Source organism: Oceanivirga salmonicida (assembly GCF_001517915.1).
Lineage (GTDB): Bacteria > Fusobacteriota > Fusobacteriia > Fusobacteriales > Leptotrichiaceae > Oceanivirga > Oceanivirga salmonicida.
In genome coordinates, this window is record NZ_LOQI01000112.1 from 1 (window position 1) to 2,777 (window position 2,777).

Genomic DNA, 2,777 nt, shown 5'->3' on the forward strand with positions numbered 1-2,777 from the left:
TTATATACATAAACGATCATCTCCTTTAATTTAATTTGTAATATATTTATATCACAAAAAATGGGTCAAATTAATGAACTTTTACGAAAAATTAAATGAGCTATTAAGGGCTCACTTTTGGTGAGCTTTCACATTTTTAAAATTTCTAAATGAAATTTTTCTTGACAAAGTCTTATTTTTTTGATAGTATATTCTAGTAACAACAAGCGTGTCTAGGTAGCTCAATCGGCTAGAGCATACGGTTCATACCCGTAAGGTTAACGGTTCGATTCCGTTCCTAGACACCATTTTTTTATATAAAGTAGGTGTTAAATTTGGATTTGAACAATTTGAAAGTGTATTATGAAGTTTGTAGAAATAGAAGTTTTACTAAGGCAAGTAGTGTCTTATTTATTAGTCAATCAGCAGTATCAATACAAATAAAAAAATTAGAACAAAGTTTAGGAGTTCAATTAATTGAAAGAGATTCTAAAAATTTTAAATTAACTTTGGCAGGGAAAAAAGTATATAAAATGTCCAAAGATATTTTTGGTAGATTAGCAAGAGTAGAAAATGATATTAAAAGAATTATAGATACAAATCAAACTAAAATAATTATAGGTACAACTCATAATATAGGAGAGCCTATATTACCAGTTATAATAAAAGAATATTGTTCTAAAAATAGTAACGTGATATTTGATGTATATGTAAAAAATAGTGCTTCACTTATTCAAAAATTAAGAGAAGGTGAAATTGATTTAGTTTTAGCTGAAGATATAGTAATAGATGATGATGAATTAAAGGCAATATATACAGATGATTATCCATTTATAATTGCAGCACCTAAGTTTGTTAAAAAATATTCAGATTTGAAAAAAATATATTTTCTAAAAAGAGAAACAAATCAAACTCTATATTATATTGAACAATTTGAAGAAATCGCTGGATTTAAACATGAAAAAGAAATGCTTGTTAATGGAAGTATAGAAACTATAAAAAATATGATATCAAATGGATTAGGTTATTCAGTGTTACCTTATTATTGTACATATGATAGATTAGAAAAAAAAGAAATAAAAATGTTACACAAATTTGATAAAACATACAATAAATTTCAAATAATATTTATGAAAGAAAATTCAGATAATCAAATATTGTCAGACTTTATAAAATATTTGAGATCGTTTGATATTACAAAATCATTAAAAGATTAATAAAATGAGTATATAAAAAATATAGAATTAGAAATTTAAAATAGAATAGAAAATTTAAAATAGCATAGAATTAGAAACTTATCTAAGTCCATGCTATTTTTTAATGTTCTTTAATCATTTAATAAACTAAATTTATCAAACATATAAAATAGTATACTTATTAATATAGCAATAATACTAGCAAGTACCATACCTTTTAATGCTATTCCAAATATATTTACTGTAAGTCCACTAAGCCCTGTTACAAATACAACAGAAGTTAGTATTAAATTACTTGATTTATTGTAATCAACTTTCTTTTCAACTAATAGTCTTAATCCAGAAGTCCCTATCATACCGTATAGAAGGAATGTAACTCCACCTATAACATTACCTGGTATAGAGTTGATAATTGCGGCAAATGGGCCTATAAATGCCATTATAATCGATATTATGGCTGCTCCTGCTATAACTCTAACACTATATACCTTAGTTATAGCCATAACTCCTATATTTTCTCCATAAGTAGTTGTTGGAACTCCACCAACCAAACCTGATAACATAGTTGAAAAATTATCTGCAAATAATGTTTTTTCTAAACCTGGATCTTTTAATAAGTCTTTACCAACTATGTTACTTGTAACTGCTTGGTGGCTAATGTGTTCTGAAAGTATTACTAGAATTACTGGTAATATAGTTAAGATTGGAATTAATGAAAATTTAGCCATTTGAAATTTTGGTATAGTTAATATTGAAGCATTTATTATACTAGTTAAATCAACCATTCCAAAATAAATAGATGCTATATAACCTATTATCATAGATATTAGTATAGGTATAGTTGAGAAAAATTTTCTAAATAAGACTGAACCTAATATTGCAGTTCCTAAAGTAAGTCCAAATACTATTTGTCCTTCATAACTAGTAAGGTCTGCACCAATTTTACCTGGTGTAATAGTTATAAATGCTAATTCAAACCCTATAAGTGATACTACTGCACCCATAGCAGCAGGTGGTAGTATAATGTCAATGAAATTAGTTCCGAATTTTTTAACAACAAATGAGAATAGGCAACCAACAAAACCTACAGCAACAAATCCACCTAATGCATAACTATAACCATAATTAGAATTAGATATAATAAGACTAGCAGGTGCTAAGAAAGCAAAACTTGACCCTAGATAAGCTGGTGCTTTTGCTTTTGTTATTGCAATAAATAATAAAGTACCTAATCCATTCATAAGTAAGACTATTGATGGATCTATACCAAATATTATAGGAACTAATACTGATGCCCCGAACATTGCAAACGTGTGTTGTAGACTTAGCGGTATAAGTAGACTTAATGCGACTTTTTCATCTATACCAATAATTTTCTTTTCTTTCATTATTCCTCCTAAAAAGTATAAAAAAAAATAAGTATAAATACTTATTTACTGATAATAATATTAAAAATAAAATAGATAGCAATGTCTAATTTTTTCAAAATATTCTTATACTTAAATTTATTAAAGTAAAATAACATAACTACCTCCTAATTTTTTTTACTAAAAAAATGATAACAAAAAAATGAAAAATAGTCAATAAAAAAATTGAAAAAAA

The 2,777-nt window shown here is 25.9% G+C and carries 2 protein-coding genes and 1 tRNA gene; 2 read left to right on the plus strand and 1 reads right to left on the minus strand.

What is annotated here, in order from left to right; all coding sequences use genetic code 11:
- The first annotated feature begins 210 nt into the window (after positions 1 to 210).
- Positions 211 to 287 (plus strand) — tRNA-Met (locus tag AWT72_RS08350).
- A 27-nt stretch (positions 288 to 314) separates the two neighbouring features.
- Positions 315 to 1,196 (plus strand): LysR family transcriptional regulator, encoded by an 882-nt coding sequence (locus AWT72_RS08355; protein WP_067143538.1) that lies wholly within the window; start codon positions 315 to 317, stop codon positions 1,194 to 1,196.
- 110 nt (positions 1,197 to 1,306) lie between these two features.
- On the opposite strand, the gene uraA is transcribed toward AWT72_RS08355, so the two are convergent.
- On the minus strand, positions 1,307 to 2,563 hold the full coding sequence (gene uraA, locus AWT72_RS08360) for a uracil permease (RefSeq protein ID WP_067143540.1): 1,257 nt from the start codon (positions 2,561 to 2,563) through the stop codon (positions 1,307 to 1,309).
- Positions 2,564 to 2,777 lie beyond the last annotated feature (214 nt).